This is a genomic window from Microvirga ossetica, assembly GCF_002741015.1.
Taxonomy (GTDB): Bacteria; Pseudomonadota; Alphaproteobacteria; order Rhizobiales; family Beijerinckiaceae; genus Microvirga; species Microvirga ossetica.
The window spans coordinates 1,568,132-1,586,906 of sequence record NZ_CP016616.1 but is presented as its reverse complement, the minus strand read 5'-3'; the positions used below and the strand labels follow the sequence as shown (position 1 = coordinate 1,586,906).

Annotated in this window: 23 protein-coding genes; 15 read left to right on the top strand and 8 right to left on the bottom strand. The window is 58.3% G+C overall.

Annotated elements, in window-relative coordinates; translation table 11 throughout:
* Positions 1-28: 28 nt before the first annotated feature.
* Positions 29-265 (bottom strand): hypothetical protein, encoded by a 237-nt coding sequence (locus tag BB934_RS07525; RefSeq protein ID WP_099509080.1) that lies wholly within the window; start codon positions 263-265, stop codon positions 29-31.
* Positions 266-492: 227 nt separating this feature from the next.
* Between BB934_RS07525 and BB934_RS07520 the strand changes: the two genes are divergently transcribed.
* Positions 493-1,179, top strand: a complete 687-nt coding sequence (locus BB934_RS07520; protein WP_237050213.1) for a Crp/Fnr family transcriptional regulator — start codon at positions 493-495, stop codon at positions 1,177-1,179.
* 25 nt (positions 1,180-1,204) lie between these two features.
* On the opposite strand, the gene BB934_RS07515 is transcribed toward BB934_RS07520, so the two are convergent.
* Positions 1,205-1,405: a hypothetical protein gene (locus tag BB934_RS07515; protein ID WP_099509078.1), complete on the bottom strand. Its 201-nt coding sequence runs from the start codon at positions 1,403-1,405 to the stop codon at positions 1,205-1,207.
* Between the two features lie 309 nt (positions 1,406-1,714).
* Here BB934_RS07515 and BB934_RS07510 point away from each other — a divergent pair, with 309 nt between their 5' ends.
* Both BB934_RS07510 and BB934_RS07500 read left to right on the top strand, forming a co-directional pair.
* The gene (locus BB934_RS07510) at positions 1,715-1,945 is read left to right on the top strand and encodes a hypothetical protein (RefSeq protein WP_099509077.1); all 231 of its coding nucleotides are present in this window, start codon (positions 1,715-1,717) and stop codon (positions 1,943-1,945) included.
* A gap of 557 nt (positions 1,946-2,502) precedes the next feature.
* Positions 2,503-2,697, top strand: coding sequence for a YqaE/Pmp3 family membrane protein (locus BB934_RS07500; protein ID WP_036365010.1), 195 nt, complete (start codon positions 2,503-2,505; stop codon positions 2,695-2,697).
* A 193-nt stretch (positions 2,698-2,890) separates the two neighbouring features.
* On the opposite strand, the gene BB934_RS07495 is transcribed toward BB934_RS07500, so the two are convergent.
* Positions 2,891-3,076, bottom strand: coding sequence for a hypothetical protein (locus BB934_RS07495; protein WP_099509075.1), 186 nt, complete (start codon positions 3,074-3,076; stop codon positions 2,891-2,893).
* A 593-nt stretch (positions 3,077-3,669) separates the two neighbouring features.
* On the opposite strand from BB934_RS07495, the gene BB934_RS07490 reads away from it, so the two are divergent.
* The 3 genes from BB934_RS07490 to BB934_RS46935 all read left to right on the top strand — a co-directional run bounded on the left by BB934_RS07490 (position 3,670) and on the right by BB934_RS46935 (position 4,773).
* Entirely contained in the window at positions 3,670-3,858 is a 189-nt protein-coding gene (locus BB934_RS07490; RefSeq protein WP_099509074.1) for a CsbD family protein, read from the top strand.
* A gap of 185 nt (positions 3,859-4,043) precedes the next feature.
* The gene (locus BB934_RS07485) at positions 4,044-4,259 is read left to right on the top strand and encodes a hypothetical protein (protein ID WP_099509073.1); all 216 of its coding nucleotides are present in this window, start codon (positions 4,044-4,046) and stop codon (positions 4,257-4,259) included.
* Between the two features lie 187 nt (positions 4,260-4,446).
* Complete coding sequence (locus tag BB934_RS46935) at positions 4,447-4,773, top strand: hypothetical protein (protein ID WP_157934073.1); 327 nt, start codon at positions 4,447-4,449, stop codon at positions 4,771-4,773.
* Between the two features lie 206 nt (positions 4,774-4,979).
* Here BB934_RS46935 and BB934_RS07480 read toward each other — a convergent pair whose 3' ends face one another.
* Positions 4,980-5,579, bottom strand: coding sequence for a site-2 protease family protein (locus BB934_RS07480; protein WP_099509072.1), 600 nt, complete (start codon positions 5,577-5,579; stop codon positions 4,980-4,982).
* Between the two features lie 77 nt (positions 5,580-5,656).
* Positions 5,657-6,037, bottom strand: coding sequence for a rhodanese-like domain-containing protein (locus tag BB934_RS07475; protein WP_099509071.1), 381 nt, complete (start codon positions 6,035-6,037; stop codon positions 5,657-5,659).
* 646 nt (positions 6,038-6,683) lie between these two features.
* Between BB934_RS07475 and BB934_RS07465 the strand changes: the two genes are divergently transcribed.
* From BB934_RS07465 to BB934_RS07455, 3 genes are all read left to right on the top strand, one after another.
* A complete protein-coding gene (locus BB934_RS07465) occupies positions 6,684-6,932 on the top strand; it encodes a hypothetical protein (RefSeq protein ID WP_237050212.1) in 249 nt (82 codons plus the stop codon).
* 375 nt (positions 6,933-7,307) lie between these two features.
* Positions 7,308-7,724 carry a cupin domain-containing protein gene (locus BB934_RS07460; protein WP_099509068.1) on the top strand — a complete coding sequence of 139 codons (417 nt, stop codon included), beginning with the start codon at positions 7,308-7,310 and terminating at the stop codon, positions 7,722-7,724.
* 50 nt (positions 7,725-7,774) lie between these two features.
* Positions 7,775-8,113: a GYD domain-containing protein gene (locus BB934_RS07455; RefSeq protein ID WP_099509067.1), complete on the top strand. Its 339-nt coding sequence runs from the start codon at positions 7,775-7,777 to the stop codon at positions 8,111-8,113.
* A 132-nt stretch (positions 8,114-8,245) separates the two neighbouring features.
* Here BB934_RS07455 and BB934_RS50860 read toward each other — a convergent pair whose 3' ends face one another.
* A complete protein-coding gene (locus BB934_RS50860; protein ID WP_418294733.1) occupies positions 8,246-9,037 on the bottom strand; it encodes a PRC-barrel domain-containing protein in 792 nt (263 codons plus the stop codon).
* An 847-nt stretch (positions 9,038-9,884) separates the two neighbouring features.
* Complete coding sequence (locus tag BB934_RS07440) at positions 9,885-10,886, bottom strand: adenylate/guanylate cyclase domain-containing protein (RefSeq protein WP_099509065.1); 1,002 nt, start codon at positions 10,884-10,886, stop codon at positions 9,885-9,887.
* A gap of 402 nt (positions 10,887-11,288) precedes the next feature.
* Here BB934_RS07440 and BB934_RS07435 point away from each other — a divergent pair, with 402 nt between their 5' ends.
* The 3 genes from BB934_RS07435 (at position 11,289) to istB (ending at position 14,812) form a co-directional block, all read left to right on the top strand.
* On the top strand, positions 11,289-11,960 hold the full coding sequence (locus tag BB934_RS07435; protein WP_099509064.1) for a recombinase family protein: 672 nt from the start codon (positions 11,289-11,291) through the stop codon (positions 11,958-11,960).
* Positions 11,961-12,560: 600 nt separating this feature from the next.
* Positions 12,561-14,048 carry an IS21 family transposase gene (gene istA, locus BB934_RS07425; protein WP_157933989.1) on the top strand — a complete coding sequence of 496 codons (1,488 nt, stop codon included), beginning with the start codon at positions 12,561-12,563 and terminating at the stop codon, positions 14,046-14,048.
* Positions 14,045-14,812 (top strand): IS21-like element helper ATPase IstB, encoded by a 768-nt coding sequence (gene istB / locus BB934_RS07420; RefSeq protein WP_099508287.1) that lies wholly within the window; start codon positions 14,045-14,047, stop codon positions 14,810-14,812. Before istA ends, istB begins: the two co-directional genes overlap by 4 nt.
* A gap of 131 nt (positions 14,813-14,943) precedes the next feature.
* On the opposite strand, the gene BB934_RS07415 is transcribed toward istB, so the two are convergent.
* Positions 14,944-16,830: a recombinase family protein gene (locus BB934_RS07415; RefSeq protein ID WP_099509062.1), complete on the bottom strand. Its 1,887-nt coding sequence runs from the start codon at positions 16,828-16,830 to the stop codon at positions 14,944-14,946.
* Between the two features lie 52 nt (positions 16,831-16,882).
* On the opposite strand from BB934_RS07415, the gene BB934_RS07410 reads away from it, so the two are divergent.
* The 3 genes from BB934_RS07410 to BB934_RS07400 are packed head-to-tail and all read left to right on the top strand — an operon-like array spanning position 16,883 to position 18,725.
* Positions 16,883-17,338: a thioesterase family protein gene (locus BB934_RS07410; RefSeq protein WP_099509061.1), complete on the top strand. Its 456-nt coding sequence runs from the start codon at positions 16,883-16,885 to the stop codon at positions 17,336-17,338.
* A gap of 53 nt (positions 17,339-17,391) precedes the next feature.
* Positions 17,392-18,015 carry a 2-hydroxychromene-2-carboxylate isomerase gene (locus BB934_RS07405; RefSeq protein WP_099509060.1) on the top strand — a complete coding sequence of 208 codons (624 nt, stop codon included), beginning with the start codon at positions 17,392-17,394 and terminating at the stop codon, positions 18,013-18,015.
* An 11-nt stretch (positions 18,016-18,026) separates the two neighbouring features.
* On the top strand, positions 18,027-18,725 hold the full coding sequence (locus BB934_RS07400; RefSeq protein ID WP_099509059.1) for an aspartate/glutamate racemase family protein: 699 nt from the start codon (positions 18,027-18,029) through the stop codon (positions 18,723-18,725).
* The last annotated feature ends 50 nt before the right edge of the window (positions 18,726-18,775 follow it).

Sequence of the window (18,775 nt, the reverse complement as noted above, 5' to 3'; positions counted from 1 at the left end):
GTGACAGCTTGAATGACCGAGCTTCACGTCAGCTAATGCGCTGAGCCACCCAGTCCTCTGCCTCATCCAAATCGTCGAAAATCGGGTGAGCCGGTCCGTCTAAACGGCCAAAGCCATGTTCCAGATACCAACGTCCTGCCTCTTGACCATGCAGGTCCGACAACCGCACCAACACCGCCACGAGCCGATTACCGGCAAACACGAGGCAGCCCTCGTCATCGGGAGCATGCGTGTCTACGGTGACCCGTTGAAAGCCAAGTTTCATTCGATCTCCCAGCACTGGCGCAAATGACGGCCAATGGTGCTCCTCTGCACGGCAGCGACGCGGACAAAAGTCCTGCTACTCAGGGGCCTCGGGGCTCACTCTTAGCGCATAGCCACAACGCGGGTTAGTCTGATACCATCACGTTCCGGTGATGGAGGGTGGCCATGCCCACCCCATTCGTTCTGAAGCTTGAGTATGGCGCTACGCTGTCTGATCAGGACCGGCAGGTGCTGGAGCAGGCTGTCCGAGACGTGCGGCAGTTCAAGCCCCGGCACGATCTGATCTTGGAAGATGACAGCCCTGAGAACGTCCATGTGATCCTGGAAGGCTTTGCCTGCCGCTACAAGCTCCTGCCGGACGGAGGTCGCCAGATCATGGCTTACCTTGTTCCGGGGGATTGCTGTGATCTGCACGTGCCGATTTTAAGCAAGATTGATCACACCATCGGAACGCTCACAGCCTGCAAAGTCGCATTGCTGCCCCACACCATGATCGAGGACCTGACCGCCCATTCCAGGACCATCACCCGTGCTCTCTGGTGGTCAACGCTGGCGGATCAAGGCACCTTGCGGGAGTGGCTGGTCAACATGAGCCGAAGACCTGCCGACAAACGGCTGGCCCATCTTTTGTGCGAGTTGCTGGTGCGTCTTCAGGCGGTCGGGCTGGCCACCGACAACAGTTTCGTGCTGCCGCTGACGCAACGGCAACTGGCCGATACGCTGGCCATGACCGGGGTCCATCTCAACCGCATCGTGCGACAACTCCGGGTGGAGGGTCTGATCACGCTGAAAGGGCACACCGTCACCATCCCGGATGTCGAGCGTTTGACGATGTTTGCCGATTTCAACCCCAACTATCTGCACTTGACGCAACGTCGCGATGAGGCGCGGCAAAGCGGGGACAGCAGGAAGTGAGTGAAATCTCCGAGCGGAAGCCGCGCTACTTCGTGTGGTCCTGTTCTCGCATGCGGGCGGCGCGAGCCTCCTCAACCAGGGCAACCTGCTGCTCCCGTGTCATGGGCTGGGTATGCCTCAGGTGCTGTCGCCGACGCCGGTTACGGGCACGCCGAGTGGATGAGGCGCTCTCATGGGCGGCATTCTCATGGGCAGGGTAGTTGTGCCTGTGAGCGGTCATCTTCATGGCTTCGCTCCACCTTGGCTATGACCGAATTATACACCGCTCAAGCTCTGTCATCCAGGAGAAGTGGGGCAGATTGTTGCGCAAATTCTGGTTCTGTCTCAAGCCCAATCAGGGCTGCCGCCATGGCCAGTTCGGGTCGTTCTTCTCGTAGAACAGGCGACGGGCCTCCTTTGACAGGCTTAGCGGATTGGTGGAGGTCGGCTGGGTACCCGAAGAACGGTGAACCGGCGCTTGACACGCGGTCATTCTATTGTCTGGACGGACAGCCGGAGCCGAATTGGCGGCTGCTCGGCATCTGAGAGAATCTCAATGGAAAAACTTGACGAAATCGACCTCCAGGATGGCCGAAGTGGAACGGTCGTGTACGTTTCCTCTGATCACGCAATGATCATTGTTAAGGTCGGTCCGGAACTTATCGACTACGAGATTGGTGAAAACAGTTTGATGGAACTTTCACGGATGACCCTTGGACCGGAGGATCTTGCGAACCGTTTGATCGAGGGCACGAAGTGGGCGGCGGATGCGGACATTCAGAGATGAGTATAGCTCTGGATCAGCGCTTGGGCTTCCTCTTCGTTCCTGTTGAAGCCTTTCTGGACGACCGAGTGGTAGTGGATCGGCCCTTCAGCCCCGATCCCGTCATTTCCTTCAGCAGAGCCTTCTGCTGACGGCTCATCTCTGCCATCCCAAAACCACGGGCGGCACCAGCCCAGGTGTTCGCCGCACTCAACCAGAGGCTCATCCAAGGGCTCTTTGTCATCGTGACCGCAGCCTTGATCATATGCTCCCGGCGCTCTGACCGTCACTGGGGTTGATCCCGTCGCTCAAATCATCTCTGAGGGCCTCTTCACAGCGATCAATGTGGCTCATGGCTCGTTGGCGAATCTCCTGTATGTCGTAGCAGGGGTCCTTCACGTCTTGATGGCAGAATGCGCAAATCATTGGCTAACTCCCCTCAGCATAAGTATGTGAGGCCAACGGAGGATACGAAGGCAGAGTTCCTCTGCCAGCGCAGCGGCTTCGGGGAACGTCAATCGCACTGCCTGGGTTGATATTAGAGTGGGCAACATCCGCCCCACGCGCCGTGGAGACGTAAATTGAACATCATCCGCGTGATTTTGGCGATCCTGCTGCCGCCTGTGGGGGTTCTGCTCACTGTCGGCTTAGGTCTGCATTTCTGGATAAACATCCTGCTGACGATCTTCGGGTACATCCCCGGCATCGTCCATGCCGTCTGGATTATCTCCTCGCGGGCCAAGGAGCGTGAACTGCGCTCATCCACTTACCACTAACCGCACCCTTGGATTGGTTTGCGCTCAGCGCAACGATCCAGTTGGGGATCGAAGCCGTTCTCCGCACTTGCGCATCATCGGCAGATCAAGGGGAAGGGGGCGGAGGGCTTCGGTTTGATTCGAAGGGATTTGAAGGATTTCCCAATAGGTGAGAGACAGCAACAGACCTCCCTTGCCAGGAATCTGACCGACTTCAGGCTGTGAAAATCCAGACCAGCATCTGAATTGCTCCGACCACGATCAGGGTGAATCCAACCACACGGGTGGTCGTGGCCGTCTTACGCCGGGCCTCCGGAGTGTTCTCCCCCATGAGCAGGATGTAGGAGCGAACAATGGCAGCAAGGCCGATGACCGTCCACGCGACGGATAGATAGAGCATTGGAAGTCCCCGTTACCGTTGTTTTCCTCTCTATCACGAACACGGGGAACTTGTTCGGCGTCCTCTGAGTGTTCTTCAGAACGGACAGGGGAGCTATAAGCCAGTGCATCAGAGTTCCTTCATTGGCTCCTATGCGATGAACTCCCCCCGCTCCATGACCGTGTTGAAGGATCTTTCCAACATCGGGTTATGAGCACTCGTCAGCGAGCATGGTTCAAACTCGATCATTGAGTCGGCTATTCGATAACCTCGTTGGCCTGTGCGAGAAGCCAAAACGGAAGATCGATGCCGAGTGCCCTGGCGGTTTTCAGGTGAATGACAAGCTCAATTGTCGTGGGGTCCTCAATCGGAAGTTCGCCAGCAGGCGTGCCGCGCAAGACCCGTGCGCCGAAATCGGCAATGCGTCTCCGCAGGTCAGCCGGATTCGGCCCCTAGCACAGCAGGCAGCCTTTCTTAGCCGAATCCGGCCAATCACACACGCTCGGCAGCCTTTGGGCTTTCCTCAGAACGGTGCCCTCAATGTGTGCAGATGTTTTATGCCGCAGGAACGGCTCAACTCAGTGCACGTTGAACCAGCAACTGAGGAGAGAATTATGGTTGATAAAAATCGCGTTGATGGTTCCGCCAAGAACATCGGTGGCAAAGTCAAAGAAGGTATCGGTAATGTGACCGGTGACTCCAAGATGCAGACCGAAGGCAAGGCGGATCAGGCCGAAGGTAAGATTCAGAACACCATTGGTGGCATCAAGGATTCCGTCAAAGACGCCTTCAAGAAGGATTGAGGAAGGGGGCTCAACCCCCTTCTTACTTATATGTCATGATCCCTCGTAAAGAATGGTGCCTCTCCCGAGTGCTTGACTATAGAAGAGACTTTCGGGATCTCTGACCCAATGTAATCCGGACATTACGGGAACCTTCCTGGCAGCCAAGTATTGCGCCAGTGTCTTCGCACTAGAGGAGCCTTGCTATGGCCAACAGCACCGGCACCAAAGACGCCACCTACAATCTCGTCAGCGTTCTATATCATGCTCTCCAAGGAGCAGATCTGTACGAGCAGTATGCTAGTGACGCTGGGAGCGATCAGGATCTCGCCGCCTTCTTCCGCGAAGCTCAACAGCAAGAAAAACAGCGGGCTGACCGCGCTAAGCAACTCTTGGCCAAGCGTCTCCAGCAGAGCAGCTAAACGCGACCGGGCTGCGGCTGTCCGGTTCAAAACGGTTCTGGGGGGCTGACCCCTTTCAAAATCACGCTCCTCATTCACCAGAGTGAGGATCACACTCGTGAAAAATCGTCAGCCTCCGAGCACCGGTAGCGGTTGTGCGATTCAGTGCTCAGAGGTCGTTGATCTCGCTGGTGCGGAGGAAAACCCAATGAAGAGCATTCCCGCCTTGGTCTTCCTGTTTGTGTCCTCAGCCGCTTATGCGCAGACCACAGGGACGCCAGCGCCCACAACACCGCCTCCAACCACGGATGATGGCGGTGGACTAGGCTGGCTGGGGCTTCTGGTTCTGCTGGCGATCATCGGTGCTGCGGTCTGGTATTTCATGAAGAAACGAGGCGCGACAACAGCCTCCGGTGTGGCTGGAGTGAACCGGACAGCAGCAGGAACGACTACGACTGGAACAACCAGCCCATCGAACCCGCCCGCAGGCCCCAATGTCTACCCTGCCAAAGACTCCAAAGACCTCAACCGCTAAGTCCCACGAGACCGCATCCGCCTCGTGATGTCTTTGATGTGGGCTCGAACCACGAGGGCCGAAGGATTTACATGGTCGGTCGGCATCGAACTTGGACCACCCATATTCTGCGGACGCTATTGGGGCACCCCTGCTACTGCTAGGAAGAACGGGGTCAGCCATCGGAGCGGAATACCAACAGCCCACCGGAAGAGGTTCAGGTCGGTTCAGATCTGTCTGCCCAGCAGCGGCAGAAGGACGATGATCCCGAGCAGAATGAGGAAGCCGAACCGCTCCAGCTTTGCGAATGGCCTTGCCAGTGCTTTGGGCAGAATGCTCAAGGCGACGCGGCCTCCGTCCAGGGGCGGGAGGGGAAACATATTGAAGATTGCCAGTATCAGGTTCAGCAGGATCGATTGATAAAGGGTCTTCACCAGCCAGGCTGCTATTGCCTCCGGCAGCAGCGGGACCGTTCGAAGAAGAGCCGCCGATATAAAGGCCAGCGTCACATTTGTCAGCGGCCCGGCAATGGCGACAATTGCCATGTCGCGGCGCGGATGGCCAAGACGCCCGAATGCTACCGGGACAGGTTTCGCCCATCCAAACAGGAAGGGTGCCTTGGTCAGGAACAGCAGGGTGGGAACTAGGATCGTTCCGAAAGGGTCTACATGCTTCAGCGGGTTGAATGTGACACGACCCAGACGGTGCGCTGTGTCGTCCCCTAGTTTCCAGGCGGCATAGGCATGGGCCGCTTCATGGAATGTGATTGCGATGAGGATTGGGACGATCCAAGTCGATGCCGAATAGATGGTGCCAGGAAAGTCCAACCAGTAATCCTCATTGTTGCGCCGTGTTGATGATCGTGAGGCGCGAGCAAGTTCGGTATTCGGCGGTGGTCGTAAGCTCAGGCTGGCTCGGTGTCGATGCCTGCCTCGACCAAATCCTTGAAGCTGCCAATGTTAAACACGTCTGTGTAGCCCATGTCCTGAAGGGACTTTCCCGCAAGAGCGGAACGGCCACCGGATGCGCAATGCAGGAGGATCGTCTTGTCCTTCTGGAAGGCCGAATTGTGATATTGGCTCTCTGGGTCGGCCCGAAACTCCAGCATGCCTCGCGAGACGTTCACAGCGCCTTTGATCTTTCCACTTTGCTGAACCTCTGTCGGATCACGGACATCCACGATGAGCACATCACCAGACCGCATTTTCTCAGCGGCCTCGGCGGGAGATAGCTTGGGGACAGTCGAGTTCGCTTCCGCCAGCATGTCCTTGACGTTCTTAGCCATCATTCCCTCCGACTGGTTCGCCGCTGCGGGCAGCGACAAAAGGCTCCGCTTATCAGGAGGTCCTGTCAAGAAGCCGGATGGGATGGAGAGGTTCTGGCAGGTGTGGCCCGATGTACCCTGAACGAACTCAATGGAGTTCAATGGCTCCAGTTCACAATCAGGCAGCCAGAGCCCGAAGCCGCCTCTGCAAGCTTTCAAGCTGCTGAACGTAGGGCATACGCCGCTCTCGATGGCATTCTTGCAGCTTTCTAATCGTCGTCTGCTTCAGCCACTCATCCGCTGAGCTATTCCTGACAGTCTCAACGTCACTCTCATGCTCGAAGTCAATGTCGGCTACGGTCGCCAGAAGCGATTGCACCAACGGCAGAAGCTCAGGAGGATACATCCGAGAAGCATCCATTCCAGCGTTAGAAGATCGACGTTCCGGGTTAGCGGCCATGTGTTCCCTCGGCTTGTTATTGGTTGCTGACGTAGCCTGTTACTGGCCCACGTGGGCTGTCGTTGAGTTCCACGCAATGATCCTATGGAAGTAGCACTTATGGGTAAGCGCCTCTTCTGATCCGCCCAGGGATTAGGAGGGTGCTGATCCCTCTACGACCCACGAGGTCACCGCATCGGCACGATCCAACACCTGATCAATGAGAAGGTGAGCGGGCGAGTGGTTTACGCCGTGATGACCTTTGGGGGTTTTCTTGGGATCGGCAGCCATGGGCACCCAATCCCATGGGAGAAACTGAAGTACGACACCCAGCTTGGCGGCTACAGAACCGATATCACGCAGGAGCAGCTAACTGATGCTCCGGTCGTCTCTGGCGATGAGAAAGACTGGTGGGACCGCAGCCATGAGCAGGACCTTGACGATCACTGGAAAGTGCCGCCCTACTTGGGCTGGTGAGCAGCATTGCCAACACTGACCGCCCAAGCCTGAACCTTGCCGCTGCTCATCATTGTATCGGTGCGATGTCGATCCAGGCTGATGCTGTTAGTAAGCACGCTCCACGAGACGGGATGCTCGTCCGCGCCGATCCCAAGGATGCTATGCAACGTTACTGACGAACATTCCTAGCCTTTGCGGTCGCAGTTTCGGAGGAGTATAGTTTTGGCCCAATAACAAGTGTTCTGGCTGCCCTGAGTTGGATGCCGCTGCGGTCGAGCGCAGAGGAAGGGCAGCGCCTCGGCCCACCTTCACCGGCCACGTCGCTCTTGCTCGGGTCGAGCAAGAAAGTCGGCCCCGGCCCGGAGCAGGCGACCTCAACAACAGGAGGACGCTATGCTGGACATCGACCGTAGATCAGCCCTTGCCATCGGTTTTGCCGGGCTATCAGGGCTTGTTCTTCCAGAACAGGCTGCCGCCCAAACCTATGGCCCCAACGAGGGTAAGGAACTGATCCAGGGCGTCAGGCAGATTGACTTAGGGGAGCGGGAGTCATTGATCCCTGCCTACAAGAAGGTGCATTTGCGTGACATCGTTCTACAACCCGGTGCCAAGACCCCGGACAACACAATGATGAACGACATGCTCTGCCACATGTCCGAGGGCGAACTCGCGGTGGTGCAGAACGACAAACAGTTCACGGTCAAGAAGGGAGACGTGTGGACTTGCGCCAAGGGCAACACCACGGAAGGCACCCAGAACAAGAGCAATGCAATCGCCATCATGAGAATCATCGACCTGCTGACAACATGAGCGAGCAGGTGATGGACACTTCCTTCCCATGGCAACCTCAGGAGAGCGCTATGCCTATCTTCATTTCTCAGGGTCGGTATTCGCAAGATGCGATGCGCAATATGGCGACCACGCCGGAAGACCGGACTGAGCCGGTATCCAAGCTCATTGAAGCTGCGGGCGGTAAGCTTCTGTCCTACTATGTGACCTTCGGCGAGTACGACTGGCTCCTCGTGGTCGAAGCGCCGGATGCACGCACGGTTGCGGCGGCGGTGATCACGGCGGCGGCAGGCGGCGGCGTGACAGACATGAAGACCACCCTTGCAATGACCGGGGCTGAGGCCATGCAAGCCTTCCGCGCCGCAGGGGATCTCGCCAAGAACTTCAGGTCAGCCGGGCAGGCGGCGTGATGACCGGAGCTTAGGTCTGAAGAAGCGAGGTTTGGACCGACACCTGCGCCGCAGGCAGGGTCTCGTTGATAAGTCCCGGTCCTATGAGGGGACCGGGAGCGGAATACCTCTGCCGCTTGCCTGTCCAGATCGTCAGGTCAGGACCCAGTAGTAGGACACCTGATAATGGTCGTGCAGATCCTGCTCACTCTGCCGATCCGGCCAGTCCTGACCGCGATCACGGGAGAGACGCGGCGCACTCCGAAGCTGCTCTGCGGTAGTCTGGATCTGATAACCTCCCAGGCGGGGGGCATAATCGAGCATGCGCCAGGGGACGGCGTACTCGTCCGCACCAACCCCAAAAAAGCCGCCAAACGACATCACGGCATAGGCAACACGTCCACTGAGCTTATCGATCATGACCCGCTCGACGGTGCCGATGCGCTTGCCGCTCTGGTCGTAGACGGCAGTTCCTTCCACCCGGTCGCTTTCGATCAAAGGCTTGCCGGAGCGCTGACCAGGGGAGTCCCTTCGGCTCCTGGCACCAGATGGCGCACGGTCCTGGCTTCTGGTCAGACCACCAATGACCCAGGCCATACCAAGGCCGACTGCTCCGACCGCCAGCAGCGATACGAGTGGGGACTCAGTGAATTGGTGCTCGATGGCCTGTGTGGCTCGTTGATAGTAGCGCTGGGCCTCGGGATACCGGTCACTTGCTTCGCGGACATATTGCTGACCCTGCTCGTAAGCACCACGGGCCACATCGGAGGCACGGTCTGCAACGTCAGCAACAGTGTTCGTCGCTTGGTCAACCAAACTTTCAGTCGAGCCCCCGCCCCCTTGAGCATTCCCTTGAGGATTAGGGCCATTACCGCTCGCTTGGGTTGCAGCATTGGACTGCACATTTCCAGCTTGCCCGGTTCCTGTTCCCTGTTTCTCGTCCATGATCACTCTCCTGTTGAGATGACGATCTGACTTCTTTGGGTGTGGCTTTCCAACTCCTACGACCAGCGTATCGTTCAACGTACTTTGAGGCTTGGCTGCGGTGGCTCGGATGTCCGGATTCCAACACGCAATCATACAGCCGCGCTGGTATAGTTGTCCTTGCGCCCTTGTGGCGATGCAAAGTGTGAGCGGGGAGGGTAGCTGCCGGGACGCGTCTGGGCAGAGATAGTTCAGTTCGCTGGACCTTTCGGCGTTCACCGTTTTCCACCCTGGATCAGCATGAGCTTTCGCAGCATCGGTGGTAGATCCGGAGGAGGGCGACTGGTTGCCTCCAAGTCCGTGAAGCGGGCTTTGCACTTTGGATCGTATTGACCAGCAGGGCGCTCCCACGGGAGGGACTTCCTCGGGCAATCGAGTGAGATCCTATCGAGGAGGTCGCATAGCTGGATGTCTGACCCGAACTCCTCGGCCAACCGAGCCAGCCGATACTGCCCCTTCCGGCGAGGACAGAAGGGACAATCGATCCGGACGATCACCCAAGGAAAATCGCTCAGCCGTTCAACCATCGCTGCCCCATAGCTGTATGCGAACGAAATGAGAACGATAGGCTGGGGGTTCCAAACGATTCGGCAGGAGTTGGCTTGGGCTTCAGCCCACCTTCAGGCTAAGCTCAGGGTCCCGATAGATGACGTGGGAGACTTCCAACATGGCTGACGCGCTTCAGAGCAGTCGTTGTCAAAAAGCAGCCAGAAACGGCATCCGAACGGTTTAGCCACCGGGCTGACTGGGCAGCTTTTTCTGTAGAACTCGATTCGAAATGCGATCCGATGCCATGCGGCCCAAACCGTCACCGTGAATAGCGACTGTTCCCGTGTTCATTGGCGGCGACGACGCGGGCTACAAGGCTGAGCAGGGTTTCCCGTTCAGCCTGCGAGAGCGACGCCATGACTTCATCTCTCACTGAGAGGACGGCAGGATAAAGTTGGGAAAACAGTTCGTGCCCCTCGGGTGTGAGACTGAAAAGGCGTCGGCGGTTACTCCCAAAACCGTCCGCCCGGCCAACGAGCCCTCGGCTTTGAAGGTGCTTCACCATCCGCTGAACATGGGCAAGATCAGCCCCGATCCGATCCGCAAGGCGCTGCTCATCAATTGCGGGAGCGTCATGGAGCGACGCAAGCACTGTTGGCTCAACTGCTGTCAGTCCCTCGGGCGTGGCAATCTTCCGTACAGCAGCGGTAAGAACTCGATGGAAGCGCCGAACTAAGTTAAACTCACTTTGGCGGTGAACCGATGGAATAGCCCGCGACAGCGGATTGATAGAAGGGCAGGCAATATAAGCTCGAACAGGTGTGCTCAAATTCTTGAAGAGTTGCGGTCCAAGGTCGTCAAAAGTCACTGACACGGCCTTGCAAGCGTATTGAAAGGCTGCTTCTGAAACAGCTACACATCCGGGTGGGGCCAGCTTCTCCATACGCGCTGCGATGTTGACACCATCGCCGAACAGATCACCGTTTCTGGTCATGATCTCGCCGACATGAACGCCAATCCGAAAAATGACCCGTCGCTCTCTTGAAATATCCTCGTTGGCGTCTGCGATTTGCTCCTGAACATCTAAGGCGCACCTAACTGCGTTTATGCAACTCGGGAACTCTGCAACAATACTGTCTCCGGCAGTATTCGCGGTGCGGCCACCGTAACGAGTGATCAGTCGATCAATAATCTCACGACGCGAGTTAAGTAACGATAAGGCGCTAGACTCGTCAATACTCATCAGACGTGCATAACCCGCCGCGTCTGCGCAAAAGATTGCAGCTAGGTGGCGTTGGATTACTGGTTGAGTCTTGTTCATCGGCAGTGCCTTTGATGGCCATCGAGAACGGACCCAGCACACAACGCGCAACTTTTAGTAAGTTGCTCCACCAGAACGCAACTCAACTTTCCGCAAAACGAACATAGTAGGTGTGGGGTTCCCCTAAAATCTTTCCCGCTGAACGTGCAGGTGGAGCCTCACGTGAACGACCGTGGCGAAGACCGTGCTGCCTCACCATCACGAGGACGATGGGCCTGGGACATTGGCGACATCGTGGGTGAGATCGTCGGACATATGGTCTGAAGACGGTGGGTGCGACGGTGGTTGCAACGCCATCCAGAGCTATAACATATCGCTTTATGTCAGCCTGCAATAGGAGGGTGACAAGCAGCCGTTATCGGGTCACAGTCTGACGGTCTGACAGGCAGAGGAACGGCACGGATGGCAACATATTCCTATTCAAGAGTAAGCACACTGACCCAAGCCAATGAGGGTGAAAGCCTGGGTGCTCAGCAGCGCCGCATCGAAGGTTATTCCCAGATGATCGACACCACGGTAGATGAGCATTTCGTTGAAGAAGGGGTTTCTGGCTCTGTGCCTTTCGCTGATCGCCCTCGTGGTGGTGAGCTTATGGCGAAGGTGAAGGTCGGTGACACGGTGATCGTGACCAAGTTGGACCGCTGCTTCCGTTCTGCTGATGATGCGCTCAACGTCCTGCGGAAGTTCAAGGAGAAGGGTGTTGCCCTGCACATGATGGACCTTGGTGGCGACGTGACCAGCAACGGTGTCTCGAAGCTCGTCTTCACAATCTTGTCTGCCGTGGCCGAGCAGGAACGAGACAGGACGAAGGAGCGTATCACCGAGGTTAAGCAGGACCAGAAGAAGCGTAATCGCTTCCTGGGTGGCTCTGTGCCCTTCGGCTTCATGGTTGGTGACGATGGTGAACTGATCGAGAAGGAAGACGAGCAGGACGCAATCAAGACCATGATCGAGTTGAAGGCCGATGGCTTCTCTTATCGCGGCATCGCGAAGATGTTGCAGAAAGATGGCTTCAACATCAGTCACGAGACTGTCGGTCAGATCGTCAAGAAACAGCTTCAGCAGACCGTATAAGAACGTCACCAGCAGGCTTCAGACCCATGGGCCGGGAAATCTCCCGGCCTTTCTTTTTGCCTTTCTGCGGCCATTTCTGAGCCCTCAACGGGCCTACAATTGGTGGTAGGGCAGGGGAGGGCTGACGCTATTTCTAAGTGTGATGCTCTATATGGGCGACGAGCGAAACGTGTGCGTCTTCCGGTTATTTCTCCCAGAGTGGAGCGGCTTACACGTCGTCCGTCAGAGCGTAGAACAGATGCCAGAACCATGACGTTCTGGTTTGCACCGTCCCGAGGCACTTGGCATCTTGCACGACGACATTTGAATTAGGGACAATCGGTTTCTCGCACATCCGAAGCATCAACGCATACCGCTGGTTCTCTATTCTCACGAGCCTATCAGCAACGAAAAGCGACAGTGCGAGCAGCGCAAAGATCGTTAGGGATTTCACCGTCATTGCTCAGAACCGCTGACAGGAGCCATAGCTTACGGCGAGATGAGAACGGCGGTGCAAAATTTGACCACGGTAGCGGCGGGATAGACCCGCTGCGGGCGGCGTAAAAGTCGTCCACCTATTCCCTTTCTGCCGGTTGCAGGGAGGGCTGGGGGATTTTCACCGTGGAACTTTACCGGAAGGTTCGGCTGGCGTGCTCTGAAGGCATGAGCCAGCGCGAGGCGGCGAAGCATTTCAACATATCGCGCGACAGCGTTCGCAAGATGATGGCCTATGCGGAGCCGCCCGGCTATCGGCGTCATGCTCCTGTCCGGCGCCCGAAGCTGGAAACGTTCGTCCCGATCATCGATGCCTGGCTGGAGGGCGATCGGTCGGTTCACCGCAAGCAACGCCATACGGCGAAGCGGGTGTTTGACCGGCTCCGGGAGGAGCATGGGTTCACCGGCGGCTATACGACGATCAAAGACTACATCCGCGAGCGCGAGCGGCGATGCCAGGAGATGTTTGTGCCGCTGTCGCACCCACCCGGCCATGCGCAGGCCGACTTCGGGGAGGCGGTGGTCGTGATCGGCGGGGTGGAGCAGAAAGCGCATTTCTTCGTGCTTGATCTTCCGCACAGCGATGCGTGTTTCGTCCGGGCCTATCCCGCGGCTGTGTCTGAGGCCTGGGTGGACGGCCACATCCAGGCCTTTGCCTTCTTCGGTGCGGTGCCGCAGTCGGTGCTCTATGACAATGACCGCTGCCTGGTGGCAAAGATCCTGCCGGACGGGACGCGCAAGCGGGCGGCGTTGTTCAGTGGTTTCCTGTCGCACTACGTGATCCGGGATCGCTACGGTCGTCCGGGCAAGGGGAACGACAAAGGGAATGTGGAGGGCCTCGTCGGTTATTCCCGTCGCAACTTCATGGTGCCAATCCCGAACTTCCCGAGCTGGGAGACCTTCAACACCTGGCTGGAGGGGCAATGCCGCAAGCGGCAGGATGACAAGCTGCGGGGGCCGGCCGAGACGATCGGCCAGCGCCTGCAGCGGGATACCGCGGCCATGCGTCCCCTGCCGGCCTCGCCATTTGAGGCCTGCGATCAGGCCAGCGGGCGCGTCTCATCGCAGTCGCTCGTGCGCTACAAGACCAACGACTACTCGGTGCCCGTGGCCTGGGGCCATCAGGATGTCTGGATCCGGGGCTATGTCGACGAGGTGGTGATCGGCTGCCGCAGCGAGGTCATTGCGCGCCATCCCCGCAGCTACGAGCGGGAAGAGGTGATCTTTAATCCGCTACATTACCTCCCGTTGATCGAGAACAAGATCAACGCACTCGATCAGGCCGCTCCTTTGCAGGGATGGGACCTGCCCGAGGAGTTCGCGACCTTGCGCGGCTTGATGGAAGTCCGCATGAACAAGCAGGGCCGGCGCGAATATGTGCAGGTGCTGCGGCTGCTGGAACTCTTCAATCTCCCGGATCTCCATGCTGCGGTGAAGCAGGCCCTGCAGATGGGGGCGATCGGCTTCGATGCGGTCAAGCATCTGGTCCTGTGCCGGGTGGAGCGCAGACCGCCGCGGCTGGACCTCGATGTTTACCCCTATCTGCCGAAAGCCAGGGTCGAGAAGACATCGGCGGCGGCCTATATGTGCCTGATCTCGGAGGATGCCGCATGAGCGCTGAAGCTCCCGAGATTTTGCTCGCCCACCACCTCAAGGCGCTCAAACTGCCCACATTCCTGCGCGAGCACCAGAAGCTGGCCCGCCAATGCGCCACCGAGGGGCTTGACCATGTCCGCTTCTTGGCCCGGCTCGTGGAGATGGAGCTGATCGACCGCGAGCGGCGGATGGTCGAGCGGCGCATCAAGACCGCGAAGTTCCCGGCCGTCAAAAGCCTCGACAGCTTCGACTTCGCCGCCATCCCGAGACTGAACAAGATGCAGGTCCTAGAGCTGGCGCGTGGCGAGTGGATCGAGCGGCGCGAGAATGTCATTGCCCTCGGCCCCTCCGGCACCGGCAAGACCCATATCGCCCTGGGGCTCGGGCTGGCCGCCTGCCAAAGGGGACTGTCCGTCGGCTTCACCACAGCCTCTGCCCTGGTCAGCGAGATGATGGAGGCCCGTGACGAGCGCCGCCTGCTTCGTCTCCAGAGGCAGATGGCCGGATACAAGCTGCTGATCATCGACGAACTGGGCTTCGTGCCCCTCTCGAAGACCGGGGCGGAGCTGCTGTTCGAGCTGATCTCGCGACGCTACGAACGCGGCGCCACCCTCATAACCAGCAATCTGCCCTTTGACGAATGGACCGAGACCCTTGGCTCAGAACGCCTTACGGGCGCACTTCTCGACCGACTGACCCACCATGTCAGCATCCTCGAGATGAACGGCGAGAGCTACCGTCTTGCTCATAGCCGATCGCGCAAACGGCAAACATCGTCCTGAAATCAACCCGATGACAATTGGCCCAGGGGGCCAATGCGCCATGGCACGCGCCAGCTATGTGGTCAGCGCGCCCGCCACTGGCCCAGTTTTGCGCCGCCCCGTGGTCGACTTTTGAACCGCCGTTGACAGGATCATTGCAATCTTTTCAGCTTCTCAAACTTCTTGCGCCGTTCCGTATCTTCAACGATTACGGTGCGGTTCTGAGCATCCCGGTGATCTTTACCATCGCTCGTATAGGCTTCGGCTCTGATGTTACCAGCCTCAATCTGTGGGATCAGGTTGATCTGGGCCTCAAGCTTACCGTCTCGGAAGCGATATGCCTTGATGCCACCGAACACGATTACATCCACCGCGCCATCGGCATAGAAGTATATGCCATCGACCATGCTCTTGATGTTGAAGGCGAGCCGTTCGCGAAGACGAGCAAGGTCCGCCCCTTCGGCCTGAGCCAACTCGCCTTTGATGGCTTCGATGGTTTCGATGCTCTGAACCCGACGATCTTCCCGAATGCGCGAGGTCCGAAATTCCTCCTGAAGTTTCTTGAGGTCAGCCTCAGCCGCGTCCAGTTCGGCAAGTTTCTTGTCAACGCGGTCCTGTATGAACGCACCTGTCCTTTCGGACTTGGCGTTATCAAGCTGCTTGCCGAGGTTCTCGATTTCGGCTTCCAGTGTCTGAACCTTATATTCCGTCTCTTCGATCTGTTTACGGATAATCTGCTCAGGGCTCTCCGGGGCTTTGTTCTTGAGCAACCCCGTTACGTCAAAATCTCGCACATGTTCCAAAAACAATTTTTCGAACAGATCGTAACGCCAGTTTCTCTGGGTCTCATGAACGTTGCTGCCCGCTTTCCTCTTCGCGGCGCAAATCAGATATGAGTAGGTCTTGGGCTTCCTATTCCCCTTACCCTTCCGGAGGTTGCCACGGATCTGCATCGTCGCGGCCTCACCGGTTTCCGCATCGTGGCAGTGGCCGCACAGAAGCAGCCCGCGAAACAGGTTCGTATAGTTCGATGTTCCGTCATTAGAAGTGCCAGTGCGTCCCTTATGGTTAGGACGGCGACGGGCAGCTTGAGCCCGATTGTAGAGTTCGACTTCCACAACGGGAGGATAATAGTTGTAGATCGGGTCACCGTCTGGCACGGGCTTGCCGCTATCGAGCTTACAGGGTTGCATTTCGCCGATGACTTCCCGCGAGTTCAGGATGCGCGAAATGTAGGCCGTGCTCCAACCGTGCTTGGCGCTTCCCTTGCCCTGTCGAAAAGTCGGTTCCTCCCGTTCGGTGAGGGTGCGGCAGAGCGAGAAGACAGTCATGCCGTCAGCGGTCATTTCGTAGATATCGCGGACGACTTGCGCCCGCTTGGGATAGGGCTTGAACCAGTAGGTCCGCCCGTCTTGCTCATAAGGCTGTTGGCTTTTGTGCAGCCAGTAGGGGCAAACCGATGTCATCGCCTTCCGGCCTTCACGGGCGTCGATCCGGTTCTGCTTCCGCCGCTCCCCGACACGGAACGCTTTCTGAGCGCTATCAGCATGGGCAAGGCCCATGAACATCAGGGCACCCATGAGCTTTTGAGGGTCATTGAGTGCATCTTTGTCGTATGCCGTCCGGAGCACTCGAATGTGAACGGTCATTCCCGAGAGGATAAGGGTGCGGAACTGCTGATACGCGTCATCGAGCGTCATACGCGAAAGGCGGTCAAACGCCTCGACGATGACATGCTTTATGCCGTGCTGCTGGAAGATCCCCTGAGTGGCCATATCGTTTAGAGCTTTGAACGCGCCGACCTTCGCATTGCGCCCTTTGAAGGCCGAGATACCAAGATCCTCGAAGCTTTCAACGATCTCCAAATGCGCCTGATCGGCATAGGCGGCATTGGCATCCCTTTGACGACGCTTGGAGTCACCAAGGCTTTGGATGGCATCGCTGAAACGTAGGTACTCGATAGCCAATTCTTTCGAGCCGGTGGGCGGCTGATGGCCATAAAGCGAGCGCGAGCCAGTAGGCGAGGGATTCCAGTGCATGGTATCGATCAGGGGTGATTTGCGAAGTTGCGGTTAACCCTAGTCGAACGTCATGCCTTTCGCAAATGATGTAGACACCTCGCTCCACATGAACAACGGCCGCTACTGGACGCTCATGGATCTCGGCCGCACCGACATCATGATCCGCTCCGGCCTGTGGCGCCCGATTCTGAAGCATGGGTGGGTGCCGGTAGTGGGCGCCGGGCAGATCCGGTTCCGGCGGGAGCTTAAAGCTTTCCGCACCTTCACCCTGGAGACGCGCATCCTAACCTGGTCGGAAAGCCACGTGGTGATGGAGCATCGGCTGGTCTCGGAGGCGCGGGACGGCAGTTCGATTCTGAATGCCATCGCCCTCGTGCGGGCCGGACTCTACGACCGGCGGGAGAAGGGCTTCGTGTCGATGGAGCGGCTGCTCGGCGAGATCGGCCTTCGGGCTCAGGCGCCGGCGGTGGCGCCCGAGGTCGAGGCTTTTCTCCGGGCGGAAGAGACGTTGAAGCGCGCCGCCTGATGGTTCAAGGTGGGCCATCGCCGTTCCGGCCTGATCAAACCCGAATCGGACCCATGCCCCGCATCATCGATTATTACTTCTCCCTCGTGAGCCCCTGGGCCTATATCGGCCATGCGCCCTTCATGGAGATCGCGCAAAGGCACGGGATCGAGGTCAATTACAAGCCTGTCTTCCTCGGCCGTGTCTTCTCGGAGACCGGCGGCCTGCCCCTCGCCCAGCGCCACCCGGCGCGGCAGCGCTACCGGATCGTGGAACTGCAGCGCTGGCGCGAAAGGCGCGGGCTGTCCTTCAACATAGCGCCGAAGCATTGGCCCTTCGATGTGAACCTCGCCGACCGGTTCGTCATCGCGATCACCGCCTCCGGCAAGAGCCCCGATGCCTTCCTGCGCCGGGCCTTTTCGGGGATCTGGGAGGAGGAGCGCAACCTGGGCGATCCGCTCGTGCTCGCGGAGCTGGCGGAACAGGCCGGTCTCGACTCGTCCGCCCTCATGGACGTGGTGACAGGCAGCACCACCGAGGCGATCTATGCGCTCAACCTGGAGAATGCGGTGGCAGGCGACGTCTTCGGCTCGCCGGCCTATGTGCTCGACGGCGAGGTGTTCTGGGGCCAGGATCGGCTCGAGCTGCTCGACGACGCGCTCGGCAGCGGGCGCGATCCCTATACGCCGAACGCCTGAGGGCCTGTGCGATGCGGACCATCGGCCTCATCGGCGGCATGAGCTGGGAAAGCTCGGCCGAGTATTACCGCATCATCAATCAGGAGACAAACCGCCGGCTCGGTGGCGTTCATTCGGCGCAATGCCTGATGTATTCCGTCGATTTCGAGGGGATCAAGCGGCTTCAGCACGAAGGTGACTGGAACAAACTTGCGGAAGCGATGAGGGAGGCGGCGCTTCGGCTGGAGCAGGGCGGCGCGAGCTTCATCGTTTTGTGCACCAACACCATGCATCGCGTCGCGGATGCGATCGAAACGGCCGTGAGTATCCCGCTGCTCCACATCGCCGATCCCACAGCGGAGCAGATCAAGGCCGCCGGCTTCCACCGCGTGGGTCTCCTCGGCACGGCCTTCACCATGGAGCAGGACTTTTATAAGGGCCGCCTGCAACAGCATCATGGCCTCGACGTCACCGTGCCCGACGAGGACGACCGTCGCGTCGTGCACGAGATCATCTACAAGGAACTCGTGCTCGGAAAGATCGTGCCGGAATCGCGGCAGGCCTATCGCGCGATCATCGCCCGCCTGATCGAGCGCGGTGCTCAATGCGTCATTCTCGGCTGCACCGAGATCATGCTACTCGTGTCCGACGAGGACTGCGCCGTGCCGTTGTTCGACACGACGACGATCCATGCGCTGGCAGCGGTCAATGAGGCGCTGAAAGTGGATTGATCCTCCACGTCATGGCCGGCCTTGTGCCGGCCATCCCGATCCTGTGGAGC

Excerpts from the sequence above, each read along its gene's own strand:
- BB934_RS07525 (WP_099509080.1), bottom strand. The coding sequence starts at position 265 with ATGAAACTTGGCTTTCAACGGGTCACCGTAGACACGCATGCTCCCGAT.
- BB934_RS07515 (WP_099509078.1), bottom strand. The coding sequence starts at position 1,405 with ATGAAGATGACCGCTCACAGGCACAACTACCCTGCCCATGAGAATGCC.
- BB934_RS07510 (WP_099509077.1), top strand. The coding sequence starts at position 1,715 with ATGGAAAAACTTGACGAAATCGACCTCCAGGATGGCCGAAGTGGAACG.
- BB934_RS07495 (WP_099509075.1), bottom strand. The coding sequence starts at position 3,076 with ATGCTCTATCTATCCGTCGCGTGGACGGTCATCGGCCTTGCTGCCATT.
- BB934_RS07490 (WP_099509074.1), top strand. The coding sequence starts at position 3,670 with ATGGTTGATAAAAATCGCGTTGATGGTTCCGCCAAGAACATCGGTGGC.
- BB934_RS07485 (WP_099509073.1), top strand. The coding sequence starts at position 4,044 with ATGGCCAACAGCACCGGCACCAAAGACGCCACCTACAATCTCGTCAGC.
- BB934_RS46935 (WP_157934073.1), top strand. The coding sequence starts at position 4,447 with ATGAAGAGCATTCCCGCCTTGGTCTTCCTGTTTGTGTCCTCAGCCGCT.
- BB934_RS07475 (WP_099509071.1), bottom strand. The coding sequence starts at position 6,037 with ATGGCTAAGAACGTCAAGGACATGCTGGCGGAAGCGAACTCGACTGTC.
- BB934_RS07460 (WP_099509068.1), top strand. The coding sequence starts at position 7,308 with ATGCTGGACATCGACCGTAGATCAGCCCTTGCCATCGGTTTTGCCGGG.
- BB934_RS07455 (WP_099509067.1), top strand. The coding sequence starts at position 7,775 with ATGCCTATCTTCATTTCTCAGGGTCGGTATTCGCAAGATGCGATGCGC.
- BB934_RS50860 (WP_418294733.1), bottom strand. The coding sequence starts at position 9,037 with ATGGACGAGAAACAGGGAACAGGAACCGGGCAAGCTGGAAATGTGCAG.
- BB934_RS07440 (WP_099509065.1), bottom strand. The coding sequence starts at position 10,886 with ATGAACAAGACTCAACCAGTAATCCAACGCCACCTAGCTGCAATCTTT.
- BB934_RS07435 (WP_099509064.1), top strand. The coding sequence starts at position 11,289 with ATGGCAACATATTCCTATTCAAGAGTAAGCACACTGACCCAAGCCAAT.
- istB (WP_099508287.1), top strand. The coding sequence starts at position 14,045 with ATGAGCGCTGAAGCTCCCGAGATTTTGCTCGCCCACCACCTCAAGGCG.
- BB934_RS07415 (WP_099509062.1), bottom strand. The coding sequence starts at position 16,830 with ATGCACTGGAATCCCTCGCCTACTGGCTCGCGCTCGCTTTATGGCCAT.
- BB934_RS07410 (WP_099509061.1), top strand. The coding sequence starts at position 16,883 with ATGCCTTTCGCAAATGATGTAGACACCTCGCTCCACATGAACAACGGC.
- BB934_RS07405 (WP_099509060.1), top strand. The coding sequence starts at position 17,392 with ATGCCCCGCATCATCGATTATTACTTCTCCCTCGTGAGCCCCTGGGCC.
- BB934_RS07400 (WP_099509059.1), top strand. The coding sequence starts at position 18,027 with ATGCGGACCATCGGCCTCATCGGCGGCATGAGCTGGGAAAGCTCGGCC.